21 protein-coding genes and 1 pseudogene are annotated in these 24,253 nt (G+C 70.0%); 5 read left to right on the forward strand and 17 right to left on the reverse strand.

Annotated features, from left to right (window positions below):
• Nucleotides 1–7: 7 nt before the first annotated feature.
• The 10 genes from AOA12_RS20000 to AOA12_RS20045 all read right to left on the reverse strand — a co-directional run bounded on the left by AOA12_RS20000 (nt 8) and on the right by AOA12_RS20045 (nt 10,467).
• Nucleotides 8–742, reverse strand: coding sequence for an SDR family oxidoreductase (locus tag AOA12_RS20000; protein WP_054686513.1), 735 nt, complete (start codon nt 740–742; stop codon nt 8–10).
• Nucleotides 739–1,608 (reverse strand): isocitrate lyase/PEP mutase family protein, encoded by an 870-nt coding sequence (locus AOA12_RS20005; protein ID WP_054686514.1) that lies wholly within the window; start codon nt 1,606–1,608, stop codon nt 739–741. Before AOA12_RS20005 ends, AOA12_RS20000 begins: the two co-directional genes overlap by 4 nt.
• A 67-nt stretch (nt 1,609–1,675) precedes the next feature.
• A complete protein-coding gene (locus tag AOA12_RS20010; RefSeq protein WP_156366613.1) occupies nt 1,676–2,809 on the reverse strand; it encodes a TRAP transporter substrate-binding protein in 1,134 nt (377 codons plus the stop codon).
• Nucleotides 2,776–4,086: a TRAP transporter large permease gene (locus tag AOA12_RS20015; RefSeq protein WP_054686516.1), complete on the reverse strand. Its 1,311-nt coding sequence runs from the start codon at nt 4,084–4,086 to the stop codon at nt 2,776–2,778. The genes AOA12_RS20010 and AOA12_RS20015 overlap by 34 nt, the downstream gene beginning before the upstream one ends.
• Complete coding sequence (locus tag AOA12_RS23725) at nt 4,083–4,667, reverse strand: TRAP transporter small permease (protein ID WP_054686517.1); 585 nt, start codon at nt 4,665–4,667, stop codon at nt 4,083–4,085. Before AOA12_RS23725 ends, AOA12_RS20015 begins: the two co-directional genes overlap by 4 nt.
• On the reverse strand, nt 4,664–5,449 hold the full coding sequence (locus tag AOA12_RS20025; protein ID WP_054686518.1) for an IclR family transcriptional regulator: 786 nt from the start codon (nt 5,447–5,449) through the stop codon (nt 4,664–4,666). Before AOA12_RS20025 ends, AOA12_RS23725 begins: the two co-directional genes overlap by 4 nt.
• Nucleotides 5,450–5,451: 2 nt before the next feature.
• The gene (locus tag AOA12_RS20030; RefSeq protein ID WP_054686519.1) at nt 5,452–7,065 is read right to left on the reverse strand and encodes a hydantoinase B/oxoprolinase family protein; all 1,614 of its coding nucleotides are present in this window, start codon (nt 7,063–7,065) and stop codon (nt 5,452–5,454) included.
• On the reverse strand, nt 7,065–9,140 hold the full coding sequence (locus tag AOA12_RS20035) for a hydantoinase/oxoprolinase family protein (protein ID WP_054686520.1): 2,076 nt from the start codon (nt 9,138–9,140) through the stop codon (nt 7,065–7,067). Before AOA12_RS20035 ends, AOA12_RS20030 begins: the two co-directional genes overlap by 1 nt.
• A gap of 5 nt (nt 9,141–9,145) precedes the next feature.
• A complete protein-coding gene (locus tag AOA12_RS20040) occupies nt 9,146–9,511 on the reverse strand; it encodes a carboxymuconolactone decarboxylase family protein (RefSeq protein WP_054686521.1) in 366 nt (121 codons plus the stop codon).
• Nucleotides 9,512–9,564: 53 nt separating this feature from the next.
• Nucleotides 9,565–10,467, reverse strand: coding sequence for a 3-hydroxyacyl-CoA dehydrogenase family protein (locus AOA12_RS20045; protein ID WP_054686522.1), 903 nt, complete (start codon nt 10,465–10,467; stop codon nt 9,565–9,567).
• An 87-nt stretch (nt 10,468–10,554) separates the two neighbouring features.
• Between AOA12_RS20045 and AOA12_RS20050 the strand changes: the two genes are divergently transcribed.
• From AOA12_RS20050 to AOA12_RS20060, 5 genes and pseudogenes are all read left to right on the forward strand, one after another.
• Nucleotides 10,555–11,340, forward strand: coding sequence for an SDR family NAD(P)-dependent oxidoreductase (locus tag AOA12_RS20050; RefSeq protein ID WP_054686523.1), 786 nt, complete (start codon nt 10,555–10,557; stop codon nt 11,338–11,340).
• Nucleotides 11,341–11,580: 240 nt separating this feature from the next.
• Nucleotides 11,581–12,030 (forward strand): annotated as a pseudogene (locus tag AOA12_RS22805) (Fic/DOC family N-terminal domain-containing protein); the annotation flags it as partial.
• A gap of 159 nt (nt 12,031–12,189) precedes the next feature.
• Complete coding sequence (locus AOA12_RS22810) at nt 12,190–13,164, forward strand: GIY-YIG nuclease family protein (RefSeq protein ID WP_156366614.1); 975 nt, start codon at nt 12,190–12,192, stop codon at nt 13,162–13,164.
• 487 nt (nt 13,165–13,651) lie between these two features.
• Nucleotides 13,652–14,647, forward strand: a complete 996-nt coding sequence (locus tag AOA12_RS20055; RefSeq protein WP_231637141.1) for a putative FMN-dependent luciferase-like monooxygenase — start codon at nt 13,652–13,654, stop codon at nt 14,645–14,647.
• A gap of 114 nt (nt 14,648–14,761) precedes the next feature.
• Nucleotides 14,762–16,033, forward strand: a complete 1,272-nt coding sequence (locus AOA12_RS20060; protein ID WP_054686525.1) for an alkylhydroperoxidase domain protein — start codon at nt 14,762–14,764, stop codon at nt 16,031–16,033.
• 63 nt (nt 16,034–16,096) lie between these two features.
• Here the strand turns inward: AOA12_RS20060 and AOA12_RS20065 are convergent, their stop codons facing one another.
• From AOA12_RS20065 to AOA12_RS20095, 7 genes are read right to left on the reverse strand one after another with little or no spacing between them, the layout of a single operon-like run.
• Nucleotides 16,097–16,849, reverse strand: coding sequence for a DUF1684 domain-containing protein (locus AOA12_RS20065; protein ID WP_197281005.1), 753 nt, complete (start codon nt 16,847–16,849; stop codon nt 16,097–16,099).
• Entirely contained in the window at nt 16,846–17,976 is a 1,131-nt protein-coding gene (locus tag AOA12_RS23730; protein ID WP_054686527.1) for an LLM class flavin-dependent oxidoreductase, read from the reverse strand. Before AOA12_RS23730 ends, AOA12_RS20065 begins: the two co-directional genes overlap by 4 nt.
• A complete protein-coding gene (locus AOA12_RS23735; protein WP_054686528.1) occupies nt 17,973–18,986 on the reverse strand; it encodes an LLM class flavin-dependent oxidoreductase in 1,014 nt (337 codons plus the stop codon). Before AOA12_RS23735 ends, AOA12_RS23730 begins: the two co-directional genes overlap by 4 nt.
• Nucleotides 18,987–18,988: 2 nt before the next feature.
• The gene (locus AOA12_RS20080) at nt 18,989–20,683 is read right to left on the reverse strand and encodes a dipeptide ABC transporter ATP-binding protein (RefSeq protein ID WP_082406418.1); all 1,695 of its coding nucleotides are present in this window, start codon (nt 20,681–20,683) and stop codon (nt 18,989–18,991) included.
• Nucleotides 20,680–21,543 carry an ABC transporter permease gene (locus AOA12_RS20085; RefSeq protein WP_082406419.1) on the reverse strand — a complete coding sequence of 288 codons (864 nt, stop codon included), beginning with the start codon at nt 21,541–21,543 and terminating at the stop codon, nt 20,680–20,682. The genes AOA12_RS20080 and AOA12_RS20085 overlap by 4 nt, the downstream gene beginning before the upstream one ends.
• Nucleotides 21,543–22,556: an ABC transporter permease gene (locus AOA12_RS20090; RefSeq protein ID WP_054686529.1), complete on the reverse strand. Its 1,014-nt coding sequence runs from the start codon at nt 22,554–22,556 to the stop codon at nt 21,543–21,545. Before AOA12_RS20090 ends, AOA12_RS20085 begins: the two co-directional genes overlap by 1 nt.
• Nucleotides 22,556–24,166 (reverse strand): ABC transporter substrate-binding protein, encoded by a 1,611-nt coding sequence (locus AOA12_RS20095; RefSeq protein WP_054686530.1) that lies wholly within the window; start codon nt 24,164–24,166, stop codon nt 22,556–22,558. Before AOA12_RS20095 ends, AOA12_RS20090 begins: the two co-directional genes overlap by 1 nt.
• Nucleotides 24,167–24,253 lie beyond the last annotated feature (87 nt).

The raw sequence follows: 24,253 nt of genomic DNA on the forward strand, positions 1-24,253 counted from the left end.
GTTCCGGTCAGAACGGCCATCGTCTCATGCCTCCGTCGAACGGGATCATCGCGCCGGTCAGGTAGGACGCCTCTGGCGAGAGGAGGAACGCCACGAGCGCGGCGACCTCCTCCGCCTCCCCGAATCGCTGCAAGGGGATGCGCTCGCGCGCCCATTCCTCGCGCGCGACGGGATCGGGATGCAGACGTTCCAGGATCTGGGCGGTGCTGACACGGCCGGGGTTTATCGTGTTGGCGGTGATGCCGCGCTCGCCGACGGCGTTGGCCACGCCCTTCAGCCACACGGTGAACGCCGTCTTCGCCGCGGCCGACGCATTCGGCTGCGGGCCGGGCTCGACGACCCCTCCGATGTAGACGATGCGGCCGCCCTCGGGCATCGAGGGCAGAATGCCCTCGACCAGCTCACGCGGGGAATGGAACATCAGTTCCAGAGCTGCGTCCCAGCTCTCTCGGTCCGTGCCCAGCGGAGCCGCCACACTCGCACCGGCCGCCAGCACCAAGGCCCGCGGTGCCACGTTCCCCAGCTGTCTCAAGAGCGCCTCGCTCGCTCCTCGCACGGACAGGTCGGCCACGATCACCGCGCAGCCGGCACCATTCGATGCCGCCGCAGCCGCCACGGCGGCAAGGGACCCGCCGCTGCGCGCGACGAGAGCGAGATCGTACCCGCGTGCCGCGAGGGTCAGCGCGGTCGCGCGTCCGATCCCCGACGATGCGCCCGTGACGACCGCAACCGGACGACTCATGCCACGTCCTCCGCGTCAGCGGTCAGACGCATCTCCCAGCTCTGCAACGCCGGAAGGCCCAGCGCCGTGTTGAGGGCACTGAAGTCACGACCGCGATTGCCGACCTCGACCGCATCGTCGGCGTCGGTGAGCAGGCGGCGGGCCTCGCCTTCGGCGGCGCGCCAGACCGCGAAGAGCACCTGCACCGGGTACAGCACCAACCCCACGCCGAGCTCCCGCGCGTCGCGCAGCGAGATGGCGGGACTCACTCCGGTATCCGCAGCGTTGAAGACGATGGGCCCTCTCACTGCGTCGCGATGTCGGCGCACCTGGCTGAGGTCGGTGACGGCGTCCACGAATGTCGCAGACGCTCCGACGGCCTCGAACGCGTGCACCCGCCAGATCGCCTCGTCGAGGCCATGCGTCGCAAGCGAATCGGTGCGGGCGATGACGGCGATGTCGTCGCCGGCGGCGTCGACCGCAGCGGCGATCCGCGCCACCGCGTCCGAGCGCGGGACCACCTCCTTGCCCGCGAAATGACCGCACCTCTTCGGATTGACCTGGTCTTCGATCTGCACGGCCGCCACCCCGGCTCGCGCGAACTCGCGCACGGCGCGGGCGACGTTCGCGGGGCCCCCGTAGCCCGCGTCGATGTCAACAATCACGGGGACCGTGACCGCCGAGCTCGCGCGGGCCGCGATGGCGAGCACCTCGCCGAAGCTGAGCAGCCCAACGTCGGGCGCCGCGAGCGAGGAGGCCGTCAGCGCGTAGCTACCGAGGTAGACGCAGTCGGCGCCTGCCGCCTCGACGGTTCGAGCGCTGAGCGCGTCGAACGCGCCGATGGCTCGTCGCGGCTGTTGTGTGGAGATCCAGTCTCTTGTTCTCACTGCGAGTGACCTTTCTGGGCGGAGATGGGCAAGAGCCGACGGCCGGTGTCGCCGGCCACCGGTCCCGTCAGCTGTTGGGGCCGTACAGCTCGCGGATCTGCTCGAGCACTCCAGGGCCCCATGCCTCTTCGGCCTCCGTCGATCCGGCATCGCCGACGGCCCCGGCGAACTCCGCGATGTCGAGATCCGTGATCTGCACCGCACCCGAGGACACCCATCCGTCCAGCAGCGCGTCGCTCTCCGCGCGCAGCTGCTCCTCCTGGTCGGAGACCAGCTGCGAGACCTCGGCCTCCATCACGGCGCGGTCGCTTTCGCAGATGCTCTGGAACCTGTCCTCGTTGATGAGCAGGTATCTGAATCCCTGGGCATGGTTGGTGATCGCGACGTAGTCCTGGACCTCCTGCAGCTTTCCACTCTCGATCACGCTGGGCGGATTCTCCTGTCCGTCGACCGCGCCCGTCTGGAGGGCGTAGTAGGTGTCCGGAAACGGCAACGCCACAGGCGTCGCACCGAACGCCTCGAACGCCTCGACAAGAGCAGGGATCTCCGGCACCCGGATCTTCAGGCCGTTGAGATCGGCGGGCTTGTGGATCGGGGTGTTGGACGTGATCCATCGGGGCGGGAAGTACTCGACCGCGAGCACCCGGATGCCTTCGCGCTCGCGGATCGCGTCCTTCCAGCCCTGCATGATCTCGCTCGTGGCGAAGTCCATCGCTTTCGCGTCGTCGAACAGATAGGGCACGAAGATGGGCGAGAACTCCTTGAGACCCGTCGAGCCGGCCTGGACCAGACCGAGATTGCCCTGCTTGACCTGGGCGACCATCTCGATCTCGCCGCCGAGCTGGCCTCCGGGAAGGAGCCGGATCATGACACGTCCGTCGGTGCCCTCCTGCACGCGCTCGATGTAGCTCTTCAGCGCCTGCTCCCAGGCTGAGCCCGTGAGTGTGTCAGCCACCTCGAGAGCGATCGGCATGCAGTCGGCGACGGCGTCGCCATCGGCGGAGGCGGTGGTGGAGCCTTCATCCGTGCAGCCTGTCAGGGCTGCGGTCAGGGCCGCAGCGGTTCCCACGGCGGCTGCCAACTTCATTGTTGTGCGCATTGTTTTCCTTTCGGACAGGCTCGCGCCGGAGAGGAGCGAGCGCGGCTTCGGAATCGGTATGAGGCGGGTCAGGAAGGGGGGAAGAAGACGCCGGGCAGCCACAGCGATATCTGCGGCACGAGGGCCAGGATCACGGTGACGATGCCCAGCACTCCGACGTAGGGCCAGGATGCGCGCAGCAGGTCGTCCAGCGGCACGTCTCCGGTGCGCGAGACAGCGAACAGGTTCAGGCCCACCGGCGGTGATATCGCGCCGATCATGAGCGCCACGGTCATCACGATGCTGAAGTGGATCGGGTCGATCCCGAGGGCCGGCAGCAGCGGATAGACGACGGGCACGAGGATGAATATGAGCGGGACGGCCTCCAACACCAGGCCGAGCACGAGCAGCCCGGCGATGATCGTCAGCCAGAGCAGCACCGGCGAGAACGAGAGCGCCTCGAGCCCGACGGCGAGGTGGTCGCCGACGCCCTCCAGTGCCAGCATCCAGCTGATACCGGCGCTCCCGGCGAGGGTGATGAGGATCGCCGATGTGCTCAGCGCCGCTTCGCGGAACGACTCCCACAGAGCACGACCCGTCGGCGGCCGAAAGACCGTGAACAGCGCCAGGAAGGACACGGCGCACCCGAGAGCAGCCGCCTCGGTCGTGGTCGTCGCGCCGCTGACGAGGCCGCCGACGACGACGAGCGGTGTCGCCACGGCCACGAGGGCCTGCAGCAGCGCACGGCCGGCACCGACGCGCGCGGTCGCGAACACCTTGTGCGCGTCGACCCTCGGCCGACTCCGCGATCTGATGTAGACCCAGATCATCAGACCGACGGCCACCGCGATGCCGGGCACGATTCCCGCGAGGAACAGCTGACCGATCGACAAGGATGCGAGACCACCGATGAGCACGAGCGGGATGCTCGGCGGGGTGATGGGGCCGATGGTCGCCGCAGCGGCCGTCAGCGCCCCCGCTTCAGCGGGACGCCATCCGGTCTTGACCATGGGACGGATCAGCACCATGCTCGTCGCGGCCGCGTCGGCGACCGACGAGCCCGACATTCCCGACATCCCTAGGTTTGCGGCGACATTGACGTAGCCCAGCGGTCCGCGGAGGCGGGCGAACGGGTACAGGAGCAGCCGCACGAGGGTGGTGGTGATGCCGCTCACGGTCATGAGCGCGCCCATGAGGATGAACAGCGGCACGGACACGAGAGCATCGGAGCGCAACTGATCGGCCATCAGCTGCGGAACGACGGTGAACTGATCGGCGCCTTGCAGAAGCATCTTCAGGGCGAAGTAGACCAGAGTGCTGCCGATCATCGACAGGGCGACATCGAACCCGATGACGATGAGGACGATCATCAACGCGACGCTGACGAGAAGAATGATCACCGGCGCACCTTTCGCAGGATGATTCCGGCGATGCGCACGACGGCGACGACCGCGACGCCCCCGGCGAAGACGACGACGGACAGGTAGCCGACGGCCGCGGGAAGGCCCAGCAGCGACGACGCGGCGACCGCCCATCCCTGCACGCCGAGGAACCTCAGTGCCGCCCACAGCAACGCCCCCGAAGTCAGCAGCGCCGCAGCCTCGTAGGAGACGGTGCGCGGACGCCAGCGCCCGGGCACCGACAGGCTCGTGCCCTGGTAGTAGCTCACGAACGCGCCGACGCACACCATCCACACGAGCAGCAATCGGGTGAGCTCGTACGACCACGGCGGGACATGCACGCTGATGGCCCGTCCTCCCACCTGAACCATCTGGATGAGGAAGATCCCCAGGATCGCGAGGATCGTCAGGGTCTCGAACGCTGCCACCGCCCGCCGCAGCTGCGGTGCCGGCTCAGGAATCGCCTCCGCGTCGGCGGCGGTGTCCGTGAGCAGCGACACGACCTCGGTTCGCTCTTCGCCGGGCAGGGGCACGAGGTTCGTGCTGGGAGCGAACGCTTCCTCATCACGCTGGTCGCTCATCGTCCCACCGCCTTCGACAACGTCCCGGCGGCGTCGACCACGGCGCGGATGTAGGACAGGGCGTGCCTCTCGTCGAAACGCGATACCGGCACGGGCATCGCGATGCATCCGACGACACCGGACGCATCGAACACGGGTGCGGCGAACCCGACCGACTCGGCGAGCTTCTCTCCGTTGGAACGATCCCATCCGTGTTCCTTGATTCTCTCCAGCCTCGCCAGCACGACCTCGAACGGCGGCTTGGCCGCGTTCTTCGCCGGCGAGTCGCCCTCTTCGTCGTAGATCGCGCGCACCGTCTCGTCGGGCAGGAACGCCAGGATCGATCGGCCTGAGCATCCCCACAGCAGCGACTGAGGCGTGCGCACCGGAAGAACGAAGCGCAGAGGGTGGATGCTCGGCGTGACCGCCTCGATGCTCATCTTTCGCAACGACGGAAGATACACGCCCAGTTGGGCGGTCTCTCCTGTGGCTGCAGCGAGCTTGTCCAGGATCGGCTGGGCGAAGTCGGCCAGGCCGTATCGGGCGGCCAGCAAGGACGCGAGGCGATGCAGGCCGGGCCCGGCGTCATAGCGTTGAGTGTCGGGGTGGAACGACACCAGGCCTTCGGCGCGCAGCAGTTGCAACAACCTGTGCACCGTGCTCACGGCCAGGCCGAGATCGGATGCGAGGTCGGTGATGCGCACGGGTTCGCCCGACTCCGCGATCAGCTTGAGTATGCGCGAGGCACGGGCAACGGTCCCGCGGGGCGAGTCCGCGTCGGACGATACGGGGATAGCCGACATTCCTAGTCCTCTCTTCTCTTCTCGTTCTGCGGGGCGCCGTAGCCGCCGCCCCCGGGAGTCTCCGCGATGAACAGATCCCCCGCCTGCACTCTGAAACCGGAGAGAAGACCGGGCAGGTTCAACTCCTCCCCCTCGCGGATGATCGTGAAGCGACTGGCGGCGCCGTCGCCCCCGCCGGCCTTGCCGACGGGCGGGTTCTGCATGCCGTGCCCGCGGATCGACAGAGTGCCGGGACGCAGGAATCGCACCACGCGACGCATGCCCGACCCGCCTGCCCATCGCCCTGGACCGCCGGAGCCGTGTCGGATCTCGTAACGTTCGACGAGCATGGGGAACTCCGCCTCTAGCATCTCGGCGGGCACATTGACCGCGTTGGTGACAGCGTTCTCGACCGCGTCGACTCCGCACCGGCCGGCTCTCGCGCCCGATCCGCCGGTGAGGGAGTTGTCGACCATGATGCTGGCGGCCTCGCCCGGCAACGGATCAGGAGCCCACACGTAGGGCATGGTCGTGCCTCCCGACGAGGATGCCGCGCCCTCGTCGCCGGCGGCCTGACTCAGAGCATCCAGCACGCACTCGAAGGCCAGTGCCGCAACAAGAGCCCGCGCAGCGACGGGGGCCGGAGTCACGGGGTTCATGAGCGACCCTTCCACGCAGGTGGTGGTGAGGAGCCGCTGGATCCCACCGTTGAAGGGCACATCGGAGCCGAGGATGCCCCGCAACGCGCACAGCGCAGCGGAGTAGCCGTTCGAGGGAACCACGTTGATCGGTCGTTCCACTTGGGGTGATGAGTCCGAGAAGTCCACGATCACCTGCTGGTCGGTGACCGTCACCGCAGCGGCTACGACGGCGGGCGGGCTGTCATCGTCGGGTCGCTGATTGTCGATGCGTCGCGACGCGCGGTACACGCCGGGAACGAGGGCACGCAGCCGTCCGGCGCCGAGACGTTCGGAGTGAGCGAGGTACCTCTCCATGGCCGACAGGGTGCGCCCGGCACCGTGGCGCTCGATCGTCTCCCGCAACCGGGTCACCCCGAGCGCGCACGCGGCGAGCTCGGCACGCAGGTCGGCTTCCAGATTGACCGGGGTGCGGGTGTTGGCGCAAAGGATGGCGAGTATCCGTTCATCGACCTGGCCGCCGCGCACGATGAGGGTGGGCGGCAGGCGGAAGCCCTCCTGGAACAGATCGGTGGAATCGGCTGGCATGCTGCCGGGCACCTTTCCACCCACGTCGGTGAAGTGGGCGATGGTCGCGACGTAGGCCAGGGTCGCGCCATCGATGCGCACGGGTGCGACGCAGAGGAAGTCGTTCAAGTGCGGCGCCCCCATGGCGGGGTCGTTGGTCAGCAGCACGTCACCCTCGCCGAGCGATTCGCGGTACTCGCGAACCATCGATTGTGCAGCCTGCGAGAGCACGCCCATCTGCAACGGAATCGCGTCCGCTTGTCCCCAGAATCGGAAATCGGCGCCCAGCACCGCGGCCGAGCAGTCGAACGATTCCTTGATCACCGACGAGTAGGCCGCTCGGATGAGCGTCAGTTCGATCTCGTTTGAGATGGTGCGCATGTTGTTGCCCAGGATCTGCGCACTGAACAGGTCGACGTCCTCGATGCACATCACGCATCCCCTCCCGCGGCATCAGAGATGCGAAGCATACGGAGCCCTCCGCCGCCGATCGGCTCAACGGTCCATCCAGCGGGCACGATCGCCGAGGTGGCGGCATCCTCGATCACGATCGGACCGCGGGCGGTGTCCGCAACCGCGCTGCGCGCCACGACGGTGACGGGCACAGCGCCGTCGCCGAAATCGATGTCACGTCGGTCGTGGTCTACGGCGAACGCCTCCCCGGTCTTGGAGACGGGAACCGGATCGATGTGCTGTCTCTTGGTCGCACGCAGGGTGACCAGTTCGCACGGCGAGTCTTCTCGCATGTGGCCGTAGATGCGGGCATGTCGTCTGTCGAACGCGGCCTTCGCGCCGTTCAGATCGAGCGAGCCCTCCGTGACCACGACCGGGACGTTCAACTCGTACGACTGACCGGGATAGCGGAGGTCGGCGCTGAACCCGAGCTCGCCGACCGTGCCGGCCGACTGGGCGTCGATGCGGGCGACCAGCTCGCAGATCGCCTGGCTCGTGGCCTGTCCGGCGGCAGGATCGTCGGTGCGCACCATCAGGCCCGCGCTCTCGTCTATCTGCACGACCGCATCGAGAAGCCCCCGCGCGGAGTGCACGCCCGCGAGCGGCGGGACGAGGACACGGGTGATGCCGAGGTCCTCGGCGATCGCCCACGCATGCAGCGGCCCCGCACCACCTGAGGCGAGCAGAGCGAAGTCGCGGGGGTCGAGCCCGCGTGAGACGGTCACCATGCGAACGGCGTCCGACATCTGCGCCGTGGCGATGCGCAGAATCGCGACGGCTGCACCATCGGCCGTCGTGCCGAGCATGCGACCCAGCTGGGCGAGCGCATCGGACGCCTGCGCTCGGCCGACGCCCGCGAGATAGCTGCCGCGACTGGGGCGCAACAGCCCCAGTTGCACGTACGCATCCGTCACGGTGGGCTGTACGCCGCCCCGCAGATAGCACGCCGGTCCGGGATCAGCGCCGGCGCTGCGCGGGCCCACCCGCAACGCACCGGCCTCGTCGACCCACGCGATGCTCCCGCCTCCCGTGCCCACCTCGGCGATGTCGATGACCGGTGTGCGCAGGGGATAGCCAGTGCCTTTGCTCAGCATGCTTCCGCCGTGGGCGGCACCGCCCACCTCGTAGTCGAAGTTGATCGCGTACTCACCGCCGTGGATGAGCGCCGCCTTCGCAGTCGTCCCTCCCATGTCGAACGCGATGACGTCGTGCTCGCCGACGAGCGCGCCGAACGCCTTCGCTCCGATGACGCCCGCGGCAGGCCCGGACTCCACGAGCTCTTCGGGATGATCGGCCGCTTGCTCGGCAGGAATCAGGCCTCCGCTGGACTTCATGACGACATAGCTGTCGTCGTAGCCGATCTCGCGCAGGCGTCTCGACAGGTTCGCAAGATATCTCGACACGAGCGGGCCGAGGTAGGCCGCGATCGCCGTCGTGCTCGCCCTCTCAAACTCACGCGGCTGCGGAAGCACTTCGTGTGAGGAGAACACCGGGCAGCTCACTCCCGCGTTCCTCAACGCCGCCGCGAGTCGCCGCTCGTGCACCGGGTTGACATGGGCATGCAGGAGGCAGATCGCGACGGCGTCCGGAGCGAGCTCGCGGATGCGATCGGCCAACGCCGCGGCCTCGAGCGGGTCGAGGGCGATACGCACATCGCCGCGGGCGGTCAGGCGCTCATCCACCTCCAACACGTCTGCGCGGTCGACGAGCGGCGCGAGCCGCTCGTCGACCAGCGAGAACGGATCGATGCGGCGCAGACGTGCGATCGTCAGCAGATCGCCGAATCCCTCGGTCACCAGGAGGGCGACGCGGGCACCGGTACGCTCCAGCAGCGCGTTGGTCGCGGCCGTCGTGGCGTGCACGACCTCGTTGAGCTCGGTCGCCGCAGCGCCGGCGCGAGCGAGCGCGTGGCGGATGCCGTCGATCACTCCCGCGCTGGGGTCGGGGGAGGTGGACGGCACCTTCGCCGCGATCAGCTCGCCCCCGAGGCGTAGCACGACGTCCGTGAACGTGCCGCCGACATCGACGGCGACACGTGTAGGCGAGGAGGGCATCGGACTCAGTCCTCCGCGTCGAGCACGTCGCGGAGCAACGGGTAGGCCGACAGCGGCGCGTGGTAGCCGACGACGAGACCGGCGAGCCGCAGGGCCGACGTGATCTCGTCGACGCTGGCGCCGGCGCGCATCGCCTCCTCCATGTGGAACTTGCAGCCGTAGTGGAAGTACACCGCGGCATCGACAGCGATCAGGATCAGCTGCTTCTCCCGCTCTGTCAGCGCCGAGCTCTCGCCCATCGCATGCATGTACGCCCCGTGGAACGCCGCGAGCGCGCCCGGGTCGAGCTCCGCTGCCTGCCGAAAGGCGCCGGGGACGATGCCCCGGTCCTTCTCCACCTGTGCGAGGACCTCTGCAGCCGTCTTCTCCATGAATGACTCTCCGTTGAGTGGAATATGCTTCCGATGATCAGAACGATGGCTATTCAAATCCCAGCGGAATCAATGGGCAAGTCTTTTCCGTTTTTCTCCATCGCGAACACCCACGCCATCCGCTGCGCCGCGACACGGACGCTGCGCGAGGAGTGCGCGTAGAACCCGCGCCCGCTCTTCGCGCCGAGCCGCCCCGCGGCGACGAGATCGAGCAGCACGTCGGAAGGCACTTCGGAGTTGTCAAGGGTGGGGAAGATCTCGGCGCACAGAGCTGCGAAGACATCGAGCCCACCGAGATCTGCGACGCCTATCGGCCCGGCGATGGCCCAGCGTGGTGCCAGCGCGCTCATCACGACCTCGTCGACGGCCTCGGCATCCGCCACTCCCGCCTCGATGAGGGCAAGGGACTCGCGAAGCATCGCGGCCTGCAGTCGATTCGCCACGAATCCGGTGGTCTCCGTCCTCAGGAGCACCGGCCGCTTGCCCAGGCGTCGCATCAGGCCGACGACGATGTCCACAGCAGCCGGATCGGTACCCGCATGGGGCACGACCTCCACGAGAGGCACGACGTCCGGCGGGTTGAAGAAGTGCGCGATCAGCAGCCGTTCGGGCCGCCGCACGAAAGGGGCGAGCACACTCGGTCGGAACGTGGATGTGTTCGAGGCGATCACGGCGTCCGCGGAGGCTTCCGACACCACTCGGAGCACACGCTCCTTCACCTCCAGATCCTCGAACACGGCCTCGAACACGATGTGGGCATCCGACACGCTCTCCTCCGCGCTCGGGTGCATCTGGAGCTCGGCCAGCCCGTGATCACGCATGTACGCGGCAGTGAGCGGTGTGGGGTCATAGGCGGACACCGTGCCACCGGCCGCCAAGAGGGCACGCGCGATGCCCCGGCCCATCGTCCCCAAACCGATCACGGCCGCACGGACGTTCTGGATCTCGGTAACCATTTGTATTGTTCCATTCAGTGGAAAGCTGATCCATTGTGTGGAACCAATGAATAACATGTCCGTGTCGGCTCAGCCAAGGAGGACCAGATGGAGCTATCGCTCAGCGGAAAACGGATCGTGGTCACCGGGGGCACATCCGGTATCGGCCGCGCCACCGCCAAGCTGCTGGTCGCCGAGGGCGCTTCCGTGCTCTCCGTCGGCCGGGCCGCCGTCATCGACCCCATGCCCGGCGAGACCATCGTCGACATAGATCTCTCGGCGACTGATGCCGACCGCCGCCTCGGCGCGGCAGTCGACGCCGCCTGGGGCGGTCGATGCGACGGACTCGCCGCCGTCGCGGGAGTCATGCGGATGACGGACGGCGGCGTTCTCGACGCTGCTGACCACGACTGGCGCGCCACGTGGGAGGTGAACGTACTGGGCACCGTCCGCGCACTGCGCGCCACCGTTCCGCCGATGATCGCCGCAGGCGGCGGAGCGGTCGTCCTGATGTCATCGGTGCGCGCCGTCATGCCCGACTTCCGCCAACCCGACTACTCGGTGACCAAGGCGGCCGTTCGATCGCTCGCACGCATGACCGCGGACGAGTTCGCCCATGCCGGGGTGCGTGTGAACTCGGTCAGTCCCGGCGCCGTGCGCACCGACGCCTGGGATGCGCCCGGCGGCGTGGGCGACGTGCTCGCGACTCGGCACGGCCGGGATCGTGAGGAGGCGATCGCGCATGAGATGGCCGTCGTGCGTGGCGTGCCGCTGGGTCGCATCGGAACGCCGGAGGAGATCGCGCGCGTCGTGGCGTTCCTCCTCTCACCCGTCTCCTGCTACCTCACCGGGGAGGACATCCGTGCCGACGGAGGCTACGTCCGCACCCTCTGATCGCCTGACGGCGCCCCACGCTCCAACTGCCGCTCCTCCCCCTCCCACGCCCCGACTCAAAGCCGATATCTGTTGTGGCTTGAGGTCGCGGATGCCGCTCGTTTCGTAGAATCCGCGTCCGGCAGCGCAACACGTGAGCCGGGCAAGAAGGACGCGTTCGTCTACCACCTCTCGAAGCCGCTCCCCCGCCAGCTCGAGCTGCCCAGCACGGTCGTGGCGTCACCGTGAGAGGCGGACGCCGCACTCGGCCATTTGCAGGGACTGGGCATGCTCGTCACCGACCCCAGCCTCCTCATCGGCCCCTACCTGCGGCACGAGGCACTCGCCAGTTACCGCATCGAGGGCACGCAGGTATCGCTCTCCGATGTCTTCCAGGCCGACGCGGTGAAGAGAAATCGCCCGGCGAGTGTGGCGCGCTCTCGACGGCTCATCTCCATCCGTGAGAGCTACCACTCGGAAGCGATCAAGGAACGGTCGAGCCTCCCTCAGCTCGTCGACATCATCGTGCGCAATCCCTTGGTGACGGTGAAGTCGGTGCAGACTGAATCCCGCAGCGGCCCCACAGGTCACCGGCCCAAATCTACGAACACTCTCGCTACTCATAAAGACGGGCCGACTTCTTATGAGCAACTCAGCTTCTGGATCGCGAGAACCACGCCATGTGGCCCCGTGCGAGCAGCACCCGCCTGACCGCCGATGCGCGGACGGTACACAGCCGAGACCACGGAGCCAACGACTGACCTGGGGCGGGAGCCATCCAGCTCGGTAGGCACGCGGCTGCGCTAAGGACCTCTCCATGGTGGAAGATGAGAGCTACGGTCTTCATATATGTGGCGCGACGGAGGCGACGTGGTGAACGGCAAGCAGATCAGGGTCTATCTCGTCGATGGCACGCCGGGTGGCCTTCTCACGGCAGAGATCATGAACTGGACGGGCCATGTGGTCGCCGCGCCGCGATCCGACATCGCTGATCTCCTTGCCCGTGACGAAGTCCGCCGTACGGGCGTATATGTGCTACTCGGCGACGATGCCGAATCGCTATCCCCTTCCGGCAAGGCGGTCTACGTCGGAGAAGGGGACGACATCGCTGTACGTCTACGCCAGCATGCTCGCCCGGAAAAGGCAGGCGGAAAGGACTTCTGGGATCGTGTGGTGATCCTGACCTCGAAGGATGCGAATGTCACGAAGGCTCATGCACGTTACCTCGAGGCACGCCTCATCGGTGCGGCGACTGCAGCCAGACGCGCCACAGTCGTGAACGGCACAGCGCCCGTTCCAATACACCTGCCCGAGGCAGACATCTCGGACATGGAATATTATCTCAGCCAGGTACACATCGTGCTCCCGGTTCTGGGTATCACAGAGTTCCGACCGACTCGTGCAGCGAGCACCGCTGAGGCGTCTCTCGGGTCGGCGAACTCCGCGGCAGGGCGCACTTCGCCGACGTTTCACTTCGAAGTGCCACGATACGGAATCTCGGCCACAGCACAAGAGATCGACGGAGAGTTCACCGTCCTTGAAGGTTCCATCGCGCGTGCCAACTGGATCAGCACTAGTCGCCACCGTGGTTATCAGCAACAGCACACGACGCTCATAGCTGATGGAACTCTTCGAACAGAAGATCGTGGGCTCGCAAGATTCACGCAGGACGTCGTCTTTTCGTCGTCCTCGGCAGCTGCCGCGGTCGTCGCAGGCCGTTCTGCGAACGGTCGTACTTCGTGGGTCGACCCCGTCTCCGGGATTAACTTTGGCGAGTGGCAGAGCCGCGGCATCAGGGACGAAATCTTCGAAGCCACTCCGGCCGCGGATCAAGGCCTGAGCTGAAAATCCCGAAGACCGATCACAAAAACAGCACAAATTCCGCGAACCAGCCACCGGCGAATATGCGTCACTCTGCCGAACATGACCGAAGACCGAAAGATTGCTGGACAGATTCCGATGGGAGCCGCAGAAACCCTTGCGGTGCTTCTACATAGCGTGATCTCGTCTTCGGGCTGGCTATGTCTTCAGGCTGGCTATGTGGCTCGGCCCGAAGCACCGACGAGGTGCTCGCGGCCGTGGATCGCTTCGCGGCGCGAGCCGGTCGGCGGGAGCGTGGGCGGTGACACGGGCGAGCGAGCTGGTCCCGACCGTTCACCGCCGAGGGGCTGATCGTTCCCGAGGGGCGACGCGCCACGCATCCCTCCTCGGGAACGCGAGATCTCCTCGATTGTGAACGGGGCGGGCGCGCCGAGCGGCACGCCCGCCCCGTATGAGTCGCAATGAGACGCGGCGGATGGCCGGGGGCGGAGGGCGCTGCCAGGATGGCGCGGTGACGGTCTCCGCGGTCAGCTTCTTCTCCCGTCTGCTCGGCGGCACGCCCGCGCCGCAGCGCTACGACGACGCCCTCGCCGAGATCGGCGTCGCCGAGCGGCTGGGCTTCCATCGCGCGTGGGTGGCGCAGCACCATCTGTCCGGCGACGAGGGCGGACTGCCGTCACCGCTCGTGTTCCTCGCGCACGCGGCGGCGAGGACGTCCCGCATCCGGCTCGCGACCGGCGTGATCACGGTGGGGCTGGAGGAGCCGATCCGCGCGGCGGAGGACGCCGCGGTGCTCGACGTGCTCTCGGGCGGCCGCCTCGACATCGGCCTCGGCTCGGGCGGCTCGGCCGCGCTGCTGACGGCCCTGGGCCTGGAGGGCGCCGACCGCACGCGGCTGTACGAGGACAAGGTCGCGGCGTTCCGGGCGGCGCTCGACGGGGCGGAGCTCGGCGGCGGACGGCTGTGGCCGCCGGCGCCCGGGCTGAGCGGCCGGATCTGGCAGGCGACGTTCTCGGTGCAGGGCGGGCGTCGCGCCGGGCTCGCGGGCGACGGGCTGCTGCTGTCGCGCACCCAGCCGCGGCCGGAGGGAAGGCCGTCGCTGCCGCTGGCCGACGTGCAGCTGCCGATCATCGAGGCCTATCTCGACGCCCTGCCGGCCGGCGTCGCCCCGCGGATCATGGCCTCGCGCACGGTCTACGTCGCCGACGACCGCGAACGCGCCCTCGCGCAGGCCGCGACGGGCATCGCCCGCGTGAAGGGGTCGTTCGAGCGGCTCGGGCAGGTCTTCGACGGCGACGACGCGGCGTCGCTCATCCGCACGACCGACGCGCACGTCGGCACGCCGGACGACGTCGCCGCATCGCTGGCGAAGGATGCCTCGATCGCGGCATCGACGGAGCTCGCCATCCAGGTGCATTCGATCGACCCGCCGTCCGACGACGTGCGCGCCTCGCTGGAGCTGTTCGCCGCGCGCGTGGCGCCGGCGCTCGGGCTCCCGCTCGCCTGAACCGTCCTCCCGGCCAGCACGGCTCCCCACCCGCCCCCGGAAGCACCGCGAACCCGCATCCCGCACCCGCCACCTCACCCGACCGCCCCGCACCAGACCCCGAGAAGGAGCACCGTGACCGACATCATCGACCTGGAGGCCGGCGTCGCCGCCGGGAGCGGCATCGACGCGGCCCGCCGCGCGCGGCCGAACGCGCGCGAGCACTCGCAGGCGGCGTTCGAGGCGCTGTTCACGGAGCCGGGCATCGCACCGGCCGCCCTGTCCGCGTTCTCTCTGACGGAGCGCTTCGCCGTCGCCGCGTTCGTCACCTCGCTCACCGGGTCGGCGATCGAGACGTATCCGCGGGAGCTGGCGGCCCTCGACACCGGCCTCGCCGGCGCGGTCGCCGACGCGGCCCTCTCGGCGCGGGCGCGCGGCCCCTTCGGCCACTACCCGCCGAGCGGCGTGTCGGCCGAGGACACCGACGGCCTGCGCTGGACGGCCGACGCCGTGAGCGGGATCTCCCCGCGCGTGGCCGCCGCCCTGACCCACGCCCACCTGCTGACGCTCCGGCCCCGCGAGGCCGCGCCCGCGGCGCTCGCGACCCTGCAGGACGCGGGCTGGAGCGTCGACGGCATCGTCTCGCTGTCGCAGCTCGTCTCGTTCCTCACGTATCAGCTGCGCGTCATCCACGGGCTCCGCGTCGTCGCCGGGCATGCGGGCGCGACGCCCGGCGACGGGTTCGCCATGATCGACCCGCGACCGGATGCCGCGGCGCAGCCGACGAGGGACGACGGCGTGCCGCCCGCGTTCACGCAGGAGCAGCTGTGGTGGGAGCCCTGGCTGCCGCCCATCGAGAAGGACGCGCTCACCGCCGCGCACTACGACGGCCTGGTCGAGCGGGCGCGGGCGGCGCTGCCGTACTTCCGGCTGCTCGCCCGGGATCCGAAGGTGCTGCGCGCCCGGACCCTCGCCGACCTCGACATCTTCACGAACGAGGACGGCGGTCTGCCGCGGGCCGAGCGCGAGCTCGCGGCCGCCGCCGTGTCCCGCCTGAACGGATGCCTGTTCTGCGCGTCCGTGCACGCGCGCAGCGCGTCGCGGTTCTCGGGTCGGCGCGACGACGTGCAGCGGCTGCTCGACGACGGCGTGGACGCGCGGATCGACGAGCGCTGGGACGCGATCATCGACGCGGCCGCCGACCTGAGCCGCACCCCGATCGCCTTCGACGCCGCCCACGTGCACCGGCTCCGTGCGGCGGGCCTGGAGGATCAGGCGCTCGTCGACCTGATCGGCTCGGCGGCGTTCTTCAACTGGGCGAACCGGCTCATGCTCTCGATCGGCGAGCCGCGGGTCGACCCCGCCCGGCTCGAGACCATCCGCGAGTACGAGAACCGCCCGCGCTGACGCGCGCCACGCCGTGCCCGGGTTCCACGCCCCGGAGCCTCCCGGCTCCGGGGCGACCACCCCCTACCCCCGCAGCACCAGCTTCTCGCCGGCGCGCACGGGGAGCTCCCACCGGTTGCCGGGCAGCGGCGTGGGGCAGACGTACTCGGGCGAGAAGCCGCACGGCGGCACCGTGAGCCGGTTGAAGTCGACGACGAACACGTCGCCCTCCGGCGTCCCCAGCTCGACGAAGCGGAAGCGGTAGGTCTCGACGTTGTTCGTCGCGTCGCCGAGCACGGCGGAGAAGCCACCGGCCGCCGTGGACGTCACCGTGAGCACCGCCGGGCCGGCCGGCGTGTCCAGCCGGATCTCCCCCGCGAGCCTCGCCGGCGTGACCACGCCGTCGACGGCGACGACGTCGACGCTCTCGCCCGACTCGTCCCGCACGAACGTGCCGGCCACCCGCCAGGCGGGGTCATAGGCGTAGGCGTCGATCCCGACGATGGTGGTGCGGTTCGGCGAGGCGGGGTCGAAGACGCGCAGCGCGTTGCCGCGGCGGTCGAAGTTCCTCAGCAGCAGGTCGCCCACCTCGGCCGACTCGCCCGGCGCGAGGCGCACCTCGCCGCCCGGCAGCCCGGTGCCGACGATGACGCCGTCCGCGAGACGCCACAGCCCCGGCAGTCCGGCGAGCTCGGCCGGCTCGTCGCCGGGCCACTCCGTGCGGTCGAGCGCCGCGAGGCCGTGCGGCAGCGTCGCGTTCCGCAGCCGGGCGGCGCGCCACGTCTCCCACGCGGCGCGCGCCTCCTCGGGCGCCGTCGCCTGCGTCGCCCCGCTCATGCGCGCGCCCATTCCTGCTGGATCTGCCACGTGTCGAGCGTCGCGTCGAGCGTCGGCCGGTGCGCCGCCCACGCGGCGCGGACGATCGGGACGGTGCGCTCGTACAGCACGCGGGCGCGCTCGATGGTCTCGTCGATCGTCTGATGGGACGGATGGATGCCGAGCACGAGCTCGTCGGAGAGCAGGACGCTCGGGTCGTCGAGCAGCCGGCCGGCCAGCTCCTCCGGATCGCCCCAGACGACGTTGTCGGCGAGCGCCTCGCCCGCCGCGTCGAGATCGAGGGGCACCCGCCCGAGCTCACGGGCGAAGTCGTTCCACTTCGCGGTCGTGCGGGCGAGGTCGTCGAGCGATCCGGGCCACGCCGAGCGGGACAGCACGACGTAGGGCGTGCGCGCGCCGCCCCAGGCGTCGCGGAAGGTGCGACGGTACTCGACGATGGAGTCCGCCTGGCGGCGCAGGAAGCCCTCGCGTCGATCGGGGTGGCGCTCGTCGCCCGTGCCGAAGCGCTCCAGGATGAGCCCGTCGCCGTGCCGAGCGGCGCGGCGGATCGTCTCCCAGTTCGAGGTGCCGTGGTAGATCCGGCCGAGGAGGTCCTCGTTCGGCGGCCAGATCCTCGTCTTCGTGCCCTCGACCTCTCCGCCGGCCACCGCCCACTTGAGCCGGTCGGTCTTGTCGTCGTACTCGAGCTCGCGGTCGCCGCCCCACTTGGCGAAGACGCTGTACGCGTCCGACGGCACGCCCTTGCCGAGACCCAGCTGCAGCCGGCCGCCGCTGAGGTAGTCGAGCGCGGCCGCCTCCTCGGCATCCCTCACCGGGTCGTCGGGGACGAGGGGCAGCACGGCGGTGCCGAGGTGGATGCGGCTCGTGGCCTGCGCGGCGGCGCCGTAGAACGCGAACGGGCTCGGCAGCGCCGCGAAGCCGGAGTAGAAGTGCCGGGTCGCGATCCAGGCACTGTCGAAGCCGATCTCCTCCAGCGCCTGGATGAGCCGGATGTTCTCGCCGTAGATCCGGTGCAGGTCGTCGTGCTGGTCGAGGTGGGTGATGAATCCCACGCGCAGCTCCTGCCCGGCGCCCGAGGCGGCGAGCGGCGCGGTCGTGCGGGGGACGGGGTTCGGGGTGGCGCTCACGCGGCGACCTCCTTCTTGACGTCGGCCTGCAGCGCGGGCAGCTCCGCGCTGAAGAGCTCGATGGCGCGCAGCACGGTCTCGTTGCTCACGCCCGGGCCCTGGAACTGGATGGCGGTCTGCTCGGTGCCGTCGAACTGCTCCGTCCACGCCCAGATCTGGTCGGCGACGTCGGCGGCGGTGCCGACGGCGAAGCTGAGCCGCTCCGCGATCTCGTCGAACTGCGCACTGTCGGGGCCGCCGTCCCAGTCGAGCCGGAGGTAGATCCTGGCGTACTCGCGGAGGAACTCGACGGCGTCGCGCCGCGCCTCGTCGCGCGTGCGGCCGACGAGACCGCTGCGCAGGTGGATGACCTCGCCGTCGCCGCCGGTGACCTCGCGGTACTCGCGGTTGAAACGGAGACGCTCCTCCAGCGGCAGCGGCCGGGGGATCATCAGCCGGTAGCCGTGCCTCGCGGCGAGCTCGGTGGAGTTGCGGCCGGCCGCGACCCAGATGAGGTCGTTCGCCGCACGGGTCGTCGTGGGCGACAGCCGGACGTCCTCGTAGCGGTAGTACTCCCCCTGGAAGTCCACGATCCCGGTGTCGAAGGCCTGGTGCAGGATCTCGAAGATCTCCCTCGCGCGCGGCGACAGCGTCGACGGATCGTCGTCGACGCCCATCGCGAAGCTGAGCGCGGCGTCGCCGATGCCGCTGCCCACGCCGAGGTCGAGGCGGCCGCCGGAGACGGAGTCGAGCAGCAGCGCCGACTCGGCCAGCCGGATCGGGTTGTAGTAGGGGGCGCAGACGATCGACGTGCCGAGCCGGATCCGCTCGGTGCGGCCGCTGATCCGGGCGAGGAAGAGCAGCGGGTCGGGGATCTCGCCGCGCCACTGCAGGTGGTGCTCGGTCACCCACACGCCGTTGTAGCCGAGCCGGTCGCCGAGGACGACCTGCTCCTCGATGTCGCGGTAGAGCTCGTGCGGGCTCTGCCCCGGCGAGGTGTCGCCGTAGTAGAAGAGGTCGATGCGTGGCATCCTCAGGTCCTTTCGATGGGTGCCGGCAGCGTCGGGATGGCTGCCAGCAGCGACGTCGTGTAGTCGTGTCGGGGGTGGGCGAAGACCTCGCGCACGTCGCCGGACTCGACGACGTGCCCGTCTTTCATGACGAGCACGCGGTCGGCGATGTGATGGACGACGCCGAGGTCGTGCGAGATGAAGACGATGGCGACGCCCGTGGTGGCGCGCAGGTGCTCGAGCAGGTCGAGGACCTGCGCCTGCACGGTGACGTCGAGCGCCGAGACCGCCTCGTCGCACACGAGCACGTCGGGGCGCGTCGCCAGGGCCCGCGCGATCGCGACGCGCTGACGCTGGCCGCCCGAGAGCGTCACGGGCTTGCGATCGAGGTGCTCGGCGCCGAGGCCCACCGACTCCAGCAGCTCCTGCACCCGGGCACGGCGCTGCGGCCGGGACAGGCCCGGCAGCGCCTCGCCGACGATGCGCGCGACCGAGTAGCGGGGGTCGAAGGAGCCGAGCGGATCCTGGGACACCGTCTGGATCCGGCGGCGCAGCGAGCGCAGTGCGCTCCCTCTCGCCTCGCGCCAGGTCGTGCCGTGCACGAGCACGCGGCCGGCATCCGGCACGACGTGGCCGAGCACGATGCGGCCGAGCGTCGACTTGCCCGATCCCGACTCGCCCACGATGCCGAGCACCTCGCCGGCGGCCAGCCGGAAGGACACGTCCGCGACCGCGGTGATCTCGCCGCGGCGCCCGGCCCGGTACCGTTTCGTCACGCCGGTCACGGCGACGACCGGCGGGCGGTCCTCGTCGATCGGGGCGGGCTCCGGCAACGGCTCGCCGGTCACGAGCGAGCGCCCCTTGGACTCCGCGCTCGGCACCGAGCGGATCAGCTCGCGCACGTACGGCTGCGTCGGCGCGGTGAGCACGTCGAGCGCCGGGCCGCTCTCGACGACCTCTCCGCGCCGCAGCACGACGACCCGGTCGGCGAGGCGGCCGACGACCGCGAGGTCGTGGGAGATGAGCAGCAGCCCCGTGCCCTGCGCCTTCAGCTCGCCGAGCAGGTCGAGGATGCGCGCCTGCACGGTGACGTCGAGGGCCGTCGTGGGCTCGTCGGCGATGATGATCTCGGGGGCGCCGGCGAGCGCCGAGGCGATGAGCGCGCGCTGGCGGAGCCCGCCGCTCAGCTCGTGCGGGTACTGCGCGGCCCGCACGCCGGGCTCGGGCACGCCGACGTCGGCGAGCAGGCGCCGCACATGGCCGGGCCGCTGCTGTCGGCTGCCGATCCGGTGCACGGCGAGGGCCTCGCCGACCTCGGCGCCGACGCGCCGCAGCGGGTCGAGCGATCCGAGGGCGTCCTGCAGCACGAGGCCGATGCCGACGCCCCGCACCTGCCGGAACCCGGCCTCGGTGAGCCGGGTCAGATCGCGATCCCGGTAGGCGAGCCGGTCGGCGGTCACGAGGGCGCCCCGGCCGGCGACGCCGAGCAGCGCGCGGGCCGAGACCGACTTGCCGGAGCCCGACTCGCCGACCAGGGCGACGCACTCGCCGGCCCCGATCTCGACGTCGAGGCCGCGGACGACCGTGCTGCGGCCGCCGTCGAAGCTGACGCTCAGGCCGCGCACCGTGAGGATCGCGTCGGCACGGATCGCCTCGGCGCGCGACGCCGACGGCGGCGGGGCGCTCGACGGCAGGATGCCGGGGTGCGGCGCGCTCATCGGCCCACCCCCGACACGAACCGGCGCTGCAGCCGACGGCCGACGATGTTGATCGCGATGACGGTGACGGCCAGGAAGGCCCCGGGCCAGATCCCGAGCCACGGCGCGAAGGCCAGGTAGTTGCGGCTCTCCGAGAGCATGAGGCCCCACTCCGGTGTCGGCGGCTGGGCCCCGAGCCCCACGAAGCTGAGGGCCGAGCCGGAGATGATCGCGGTGCCGACGCCGATCGTGGCGAGCACCAGCAGCGGCCCGATCGAGTTCGGCAGCACGTGCCGCACGGCGACGACGAACCCGGGCACCCCGAGGCCCTTGGCCGCCTCGACGTAGCCCGCGTTGCGGACGAGCTGCACCTGACTGCGCAGGATGCGGGCGTAGCCGGGGATCGCGCCGATGCCGATCGCGATCAGCAGCGTCGGCAGGCTCACCCCCAGCAGGGCGACGAGCACGATGGCGATGAGCAGGTCGGGGAAGGCGAAGAGGATGTCGAGGGTGCGCGACAGGAACCGGTCGGCGACGCCGCGGGAGAGGCCCGCCAGCACGCCGATCACGATCCCGCCGAGCAGGCTGACGAGCACGGCGCCGACGCCGAGGATGAGGCTGGTGCGGGCGCCGTGGACGAGGCGGGCGAACAGGTCGCGGCCGAGCTGGTCGGTGCCGAAGGGATGCGCCGCGCTCGGCGGCTGCAGCGAGTTCGCGGGGTTCGCCGCGAGCGGGTCGACCTGCACGATCAGCGAGGGGAACAGGGCGAGCACGACGATGACCAGCAGCACGGCACCGGCGATGCCCGCGACGACACTGCCTCCGGCGGGCGCCGGACGGCGGGCGATCCCCGTGCCGAGGGCGGCGCTCGACAGCACCATCAGCGCACCCCCGCCTCGATCTTGAGCCGCGGGTCGACCGCGGTGGCGACGATGTCGACGAGGGAGTTGATGACCACGAACAGCACCGAGCCGAAGACGATGATGCCCATGATCAGCGGCATGTCGTTGGAGATGACCGCGTTCAGCAGCACGCGGCCGAGGCCGGGGCGGGCGAACAGCGTCTCGATGACGGCGGTGCCGATGAGCAGCGAGCCGAAGATCGCGCCGGAGAAGGTCAGCGCCGGCAGCACCGCGTGCCGCAGCACGTGGCCGAACCGCACGCGGAGGTCGCCGGCCCCGCGGGTGCGGGCGGTGACGACGAACGGCTGCTCCAGCGCCTCCTCCATCCGCTCGCGCAGGATCTGGGCGAGCAGCCCGCTGATGGGGATCGCGAGGGTGACCGCCGGCAGCACGAGCGACTCGATGCCGCGCGCGCCGCTCGACGGGAAGATCGGGATGGTGAACGAGAAGGCGGTGAGCAGCAGCAGTCCGATCCAGAACGACGGCACCGAGATGGCGAGCAGCTCGAGGGCCTGGGTGATGAGCGAGGCGAGCTGGCCGCGGCCGGCCGACAGCGTCGCGACGACGACCGCGAGCACGACGGCGAGGCCCAGACCGGCGGCGGCGAGCGCGCCGGTGGCGCCGAGGTTGGCGGCGATGATCTCGGTCACCGGCTGGCGGATCTGGTAGCTCTGGCCGAGGTCGCCGGTGAGCACGCCGAACAGGTATCGCCCGTACTGCTCGATGAGCGGACGGTCGAGGCCGTAGTCCTTGACGACCTCCTCGCGCACAGCGGGCGTGATCTCGAAGATGCCCTTCAGCAGCACGTCCTCCGGCTTGCCCGGCATCGCCTGCAGCATGAGCCACACGGCGGTCGTCGACACGATGACGACGATCACGACGTCGACGAGGCGTCGCAGCACCGTCCCCGCGACCGCGCCCAGGCGACGGCGCGCCGCAGGGACGGGACGGACCGCGAGGTCCGTCCCGTCCTGCAGCGTTGTCGTCGTCATCAGCCCGCGACGCGCTCGACGTTCGTGAACCAGGTCGGGTAGCCGACCGGGTCGAACTCGATCCCGGTGTACTCGGCGTCGACGGCCACGATGAAGTTCTGCACGTAGAGCGGCAGGACGACGCGGTTGTCGCTGAGCCGCTGCTGGATGCTGCGGTACAGCTCCGCGCGGTGCGCATCGTCGTCGAGCGTCGCCCAGGCCTCGAACAGCCAGCCGGTCACCTCGGCGTCGTCGTACTTCGGGTAGTTGACGATGGGGCCGGCCACCGTCAGCACGACGAAGGCGTCGGACTGGCCCCACGACTCGGCCGCGATCTCGAAGGAGCCCTCCTCGATGCGGGCGAGGTACGCCGACGTGTCGAGCTTCTCGATCTGGATGTCGATGCCGATCTTGCGGACGTCGGCCTGGATCGCCTCGGCGAGCACGTCGCGCTGGTCGCGGATGTCGCCCGAGTCGAAGATCCAGCGCAGCACGAGCGGCTCGCCGGCGGCGTCGGTCAGGATGCCGTCGGCGTTCTTCCCGGTGTAGCCCGCCTCGGCGAGCAGCGCGGCCGCGGCCGCCTGGTCGTAGGTCCAGCTGCCCTCGACGTCGTCGTTGTAGGCGCCGGCGGGCGGCGTCGTCGGGGCGATGACCGTCCAGGCGCGGTCGTAGCGGCCGGCGTAGACGTCGCCGATGATGGCATCGAGGTCGGCGCCGCGGAACAGCGCGTCGCGCACCTTGACGTCCGCGGTCGGTCCGCCGGAGGTGTTCAGCGTCGCGACGAACGGCACACCGGTCGCCGGGCCGTCGACGAGCGTGAAGCCCGCCGACTCGAGCGCGTCGGCGTTGAGCGGCGGCACCGCGCTCGCGGCATCCGCCTGGCCCGACTGCAGCGCGCCGATGCGGGCCTGCGCCTCGGGCACGAAGCGGATCTCGACGTTCTTCAGCTTCGCCGGGCCCTCGTTCCTGCCCGTCGAGTAGGCGTCGAAGCGGGTCAGGGTCAGCGACTCGCCCTTGACGTAGGCGTCCGGCACGAACGGGCCGGCGCCGACGATCGTGGTCGGGTCGGCGCAGCGGTCGCCGTCGCTGTGCTCTTCGATCGACTCGCTCGACAGCACGGGGAAGTCGGGCGTGGAGGCCGACTGCAGGAAGTTCGCCTGCGGGCTCTCCAGGGTCGTCGACCAGGTGTAGTCGTCGATGACCTCGTACTCGCCCTCGACGAGCCAGTTCGGGCTGGAGAGCGTGTTGCCCTCGGCGAAGAAGCGGTCGGCGCTGGCCTGCACGTCGTGTGCGTCGAAGGTCGTGCCGTCGTGGAAGGTCACGCCCTCCTTCAGGTGCAGGGTCCAGGTCAGCCCGTCGTCGGAGACCTCCCAGCTCTCGGCGAGCGCCGGCGAGTAGGAGCCGTCCTGGTTCTGCCGCACGAGCGGCTCGAGGATCTGCCGGGCGACGTTGTAGTTGGCGAGGTTCTTGTAGCCGCCGGTGTCGAAGCAGACCGGCTCGAGGTCGCTCAGGAAGACGAAGGGGGCGTCGTCGTCGCCCGTCTCGGCGGTGCCGCCGGCGCAGCCGGCCAGCAGTGCGACGGACGCCGCCGCGGCGGCGAGGGCGAGTCCTCGCCGGGTGAACGTGGTCATGTGCTGTGCTCTCTCTCGGGTGATGGGCTGTCGGGTGGTGAGCCCGGGTGCGAAGGGTCGGGTGCGGTGGGTCGGGTGCGGTGCGGG

It is taken from the genome of Microbacterium sp. No. 7 (assembly GCF_001314225.1).
GTDB lineage: Bacteria > Actinomycetota > Actinomycetes > Actinomycetales > Microbacteriaceae > Microbacterium.

Excerpts from the sequence above, each read along its gene's own strand:
- AOA12_RS20000 (WP_054686513.1), bottom strand. The coding sequence starts at position 742 with ATGAGTCGTCCGGTTGCGGTCGTCACGGGCGCATCGTCGGGGATCGGA.
- AOA12_RS23725 (WP_054686517.1), bottom strand. The coding sequence starts at position 4,667 with ATGAGCGACCAGCGTGATGAGGAAGCGTTCGCTCCCAGCACGAACCTC.
- AOA12_RS20025 (WP_054686518.1), bottom strand. The coding sequence starts at position 5,449 with ATGTCGGCTATCCCCGTATCGTCCGACGCGGACTCGCCCCGCGGGACC.
- AOA12_RS20030 (WP_054686519.1), bottom strand. The coding sequence starts at position 7,065 with ATGTGCATCGAGGACGTCGACCTGTTCAGTGCGCAGATCCTGGGCAAC.
- AOA12_RS20035 (WP_054686520.1), bottom strand. The coding sequence starts at position 9,140 with ATGCCCTCCTCGCCTACACGTGTCGCCGTCGATGTCGGCGGCACGTTC.
- AOA12_RS20040 (WP_054686521.1), bottom strand. The coding sequence starts at position 9,511 with ATGGAGAAGACGGCTGCAGAGGTCCTCGCACAGGTGGAGAAGGACCGG.
- AOA12_RS20045 (WP_054686522.1), bottom strand. The coding sequence starts at position 10,467 with ATGGTTACCGAGATCCAGAACGTCCGTGCGGCCGTGATCGGTTTGGGG.
- AOA12_RS20050 (WP_054686523.1), top strand. The coding sequence starts at position 10,555 with ATGGAGCTATCGCTCAGCGGAAAACGGATCGTGGTCACCGGGGGCACA.
- AOA12_RS20065 (WP_197281005.1), bottom strand. The coding sequence starts at position 16,849 with ATGAGCGGGGCGACGCAGGCGACGGCGCCCGAGGAGGCGCGCGCCGCG.
- AOA12_RS23735 (WP_054686528.1), bottom strand. The coding sequence starts at position 18,986 with ATGCCACGCATCGACCTCTTCTACTACGGCGACACCTCGCCGGGGCAG.
- AOA12_RS20080 (WP_082406418.1), bottom strand. The coding sequence starts at position 20,683 with ATGAGCGCGCCGCACCCCGGCATCCTGCCGTCGAGCGCCCCGCCGCCG.
- AOA12_RS20085 (WP_082406419.1), bottom strand. The coding sequence starts at position 21,543 with ATGGTGCTGTCGAGCGCCGCCCTCGGCACGGGGATCGCCCGCCGTCCG.
- AOA12_RS20090 (WP_054686529.1), bottom strand. The coding sequence starts at position 22,556 with ATGACGACGACAACGCTGCAGGACGGGACGGACCTCGCGGTCCGTCCC.
- AOA12_RS20095 (WP_054686530.1), bottom strand. The coding sequence starts at position 24,166 with ATGACCACGTTCACCCGGCGAGGACTCGCCCTCGCCGCCGCGGCGGCG.